The organism is Agathobaculum sp. (assembly GCF_022775115.1).
In the GTDB taxonomy this organism is placed as follows: Bacteria; Bacillota; Clostridia; order Oscillospirales; family Butyricicoccaceae; genus Agathobaculum.
The window spans coordinates 1-2,811 of sequence record NZ_JALFLA010000019.1 but is presented as its reverse complement, the minus strand read 5'-3'; the positions used below and the strand labels follow the sequence as shown (position 1 = coordinate 2,811).

Genomic DNA, 2,811 nt, shown 5'->3' with positions numbered 1-2,811 from the left:
GCTCGCGTTCTGATTGATCGCGTTCTGGTAGCTGTTCCCTGCGCTGATCTGGCTGGATTCAGTTAGTCCTGTGTTCAGCAGACCGTTTGCCGCAAGGCTCTCGGCCAGACTGCCGTTTGGATTGATGGTTTGCATGTATGCTTGCTCGGCCGCCGCATTGCTCCGTCCGGTCAGCTTGGCGATATCGCCCTTCTGCGCGTTCAGGTCAGCGACCGCCGAATCCACACCCGCTTGAATCGCGTCGCGCTGCGCGTCATAGCTGCTTTGCAGCGTGTCCCGGTAGTCTTCCATTACCTGCCCCTCATATGGGTTAGGGTCTGCAACCGCATATCCACCCGACCACTTTCCGGTGCTGTCGTCGTAGCTTTTTCCCAATCCAGTGTTATATTTTATAGCGACATCGTGCCAATACGCCTTATCCGCATCACTTGTAGCTTTGTGCCAGTTTGCCGCCGCTTGATCCGCTCCGGCCTGTAACCGATCACGTTCTGCGGTAGTGATTGTCTTGCCGCCGCTATCATTGAGATAGTTGCCGTACTTATTCCCGCCAGCGCTGCCCGTCTGGCTGCTCGTGCTGGTGCTCGCACTGCTGGACGAGCTTCCACCGCTGCTTGTGCCGCTGCCGCTTTTTTTGTTGCTCGCAGCAGCCTTGGCAGCGCTGGCCACGCCGCCAATCGTCGCCGCCATAATTTTTCCAAGGCCCATTTGCTGCCCTCCTTTATTTTTTAGCGCATGCCCAAGCGCTTGGGTATTTGCAGCCCTACCTATCCACCGCCGCCGCCAGCTTTTTCAGCAGCGCATCGCCGTACTGATACCGCAGCAGATAGCCTATCGTCTGCTCCTCCAGCCCACACACGGTCTGCAGCTTGTCTACCGCGGCCTGCACCTCATCGCTCGCGGCGGGCACGTCCGTGCGCGTCTGCGGCGCAAATACGCCGGGCATGCCCGTCTTTGCGTCATAGCTGATGCCGTACCCGGCCTGCACCATGTCGCGCAGGCGAACGTAATTCTCGTCGTCCTTTACGATGCAGGCGCATTCATACGCCTTGCCGTCGATGCGCACGTTTTTCTTCTGTACCACTTCGTTCTCCTCCGTTTCCACAACTGCCTTGCCAAAGCCCTCTGCCACACCGTCCGCGATTGCGCGGGCGATGTCGTGAAACTTGGCCTTGTACAAGGTCATATCGTCCTTGTCGTCCACAAAACACGTCTCAATCAGCGCGTGGGACACCCCGCGCCGGATACAATGCCGCTGCACCGCGAAGCCGCCCGAGCGCTTGACGCCGCGATTGCGGAAGCCCAGCGCGGTCATGCGCCGCAGGATGGCCTGCTCCACGCCGTCGCTTTTCTCGCTGGTGTGAATCCAGATCTCCGTGCCGGTCGTGCGCCCGTCGCCTGCGTAGTCCTTCGCCGCCGCATTGTGGTGGAATTCGAGCGCATAGTCCACGCCGCTTAGCGGCAGGCTGCCGCCCTGCCTTACCACCTTGTACGCATCCTTGTGCTGGTCGTAGACCTCGACCTCGAAGCCGTATGCCCGCAGCAGCGGCGCGACCGCGAACATCATGCGGCGGGTTTCCACCGCCTCGGTGTACCCGTTCGCCACCGCGCCGGGGTCATAGGGCGTGCCGCCGTGCCCGGCGATCAGTAAGATTTTCATCATTTCTCCTTTCCCAGGGCAAATAAAAAACGCCCCGCCTTGACTTTGGCGGCGCGTGTGGTATAATACATACAAAGGGACGCTGTCGGCAGACGGCTGACCTAATTGTATACAGTTAAAGTAACCGCTACATTTTGGTCTATGGGGCGGTTACTTTGCATTTATAGTCAAAATATGTAGCAAAATGATTGCCCATATCAAAACTCGAACGAGTTTTTGACCCATATGCACCACCTCCTTTGCAGGAGAGTGGCCAGCCGCCCGCCGCTGGGAACGACAGCGCCCGACTTATTATACCATCGTGCGCCGCAGAGTGTCAACACGCCGCCTATTCAGGCGGCTTTTATCATTTCTGCGCGGGTTTGGTGTAGCCCAGCGCCCGCGCGCTGTCCGTAAGACCCGCCGTGGTCGGGTCGTTGCAGGCGTTCCACACGCTCACCGCCACAAGCCCCAGCACATAGGGGTTGCGCAGCGCGCCGATGAGCAGCCCGGCCAGCGCGTCCCATGTGGTCAGGTCGGCGGCGGTCAGCCCCGCGTAAGCGAGGATGGGTGTCAGCACGGCCAGCGCCATCTGCGCCCACCAGACCGGGTTCTTCAGCCGTACCTTCCAGTTCATGTGTTTTCTCCTTTCAGCTCTTCCGGGTGGGCAGGCTCATCAGCTCTCCCACTAGCTTGGTTACCGTGCCGTTGCCGCCCAGCGTGTGGTAGGCTTCATACATCGCCTGCACATTCTCCTGCGCGTAAATCGGGATATCCTCCTTGCCCGTGTAGCGGCCATGCAGCGTGATAATCTCGCTGCGCAACAGGCTCAAAATCGCCTCGCGCTCGACGCGCTGCTTGCTGATCTCGCGCAGCGTCACGCGGTAGCCCGCACCCAGCAGCGCGACCGCCGCTGTCATCAGCAGCTCAAACAGGTGCTTTGTGATAAATGCTTCCATCTTGGTCGGGCGGGGCGGTTTTGCGCCGCCCCGCGTCCTCCTTTCCGCGCCTTACTGGATACCCAGCAGCTGCTTGTCCGTCGGGCGCAGCAGCTCGGGCACGCCGGTCTCGATCGACCGCCAGTGGCGGTACTGCGCGCGGGCAAGCGCGTCATGCGCAAGGCCGTGCGCCTTGTCGTACTTGTCAAGACATACGCCGATATCGCCGCCATACGC

General features: G+C 60.3%; 4 protein-coding genes. All 4 read right to left on the bottom strand.

Features of this window, described 5'->3' with window-relative positions:
• Positions 1-705 (bottom strand): hypothetical protein (locus MR935_RS02860; protein ID WP_290570864.1); only part of this gene is annotated, 705 nt, incomplete at its 3' end.
• Between the two features lie 55 nt (positions 706-760).
• Positions 761-1,660: an N-acetylmuramoyl-L-alanine amidase gene (locus tag MR935_RS02855; RefSeq protein WP_290570862.1), complete on the bottom strand. Its 900-nt coding sequence runs from the start codon at positions 1,658-1,660 to the stop codon at positions 761-763.
• 343 nt (positions 1,661-2,003) lie between these two features.
• Positions 2,004-2,273, bottom strand: coding sequence for a phage holin family protein (locus tag MR935_RS02850; protein ID WP_290570860.1), 270 nt, complete (start codon positions 2,271-2,273; stop codon positions 2,004-2,006).
• A 13-nt stretch (positions 2,274-2,286) separates the two neighbouring features.
• The gene (locus MR935_RS02845; protein WP_290570858.1) at positions 2,287-2,595 is read right to left on the bottom strand and encodes a hypothetical protein; all 309 of its coding nucleotides are present in this window, start codon (positions 2,593-2,595) and stop codon (positions 2,287-2,289) included.
• Between the last annotated feature and the right edge of the window lie 216 nt (positions 2,596-2,811).

Coding starts and splice junctions, on each gene's coding strand:
- MR935_RS02855 (WP_290570862.1), bottom strand. CDS start 1,660: ATGATGAAAATCTTACTGATCGCCGGGCACGGCGGCACGCCCTATGAC.
- MR935_RS02850 (WP_290570860.1), bottom strand. CDS start 2,273: ATGAACTGGAAGGTACGGCTGAAGAACCCGGTCTGGTGGGCGCAGATG.
- MR935_RS02845 (WP_290570858.1), bottom strand. CDS start 2,595: ATGGAAGCATTTATCACAAAGCACCTGTTTGAGCTGCTGATGACAGCG.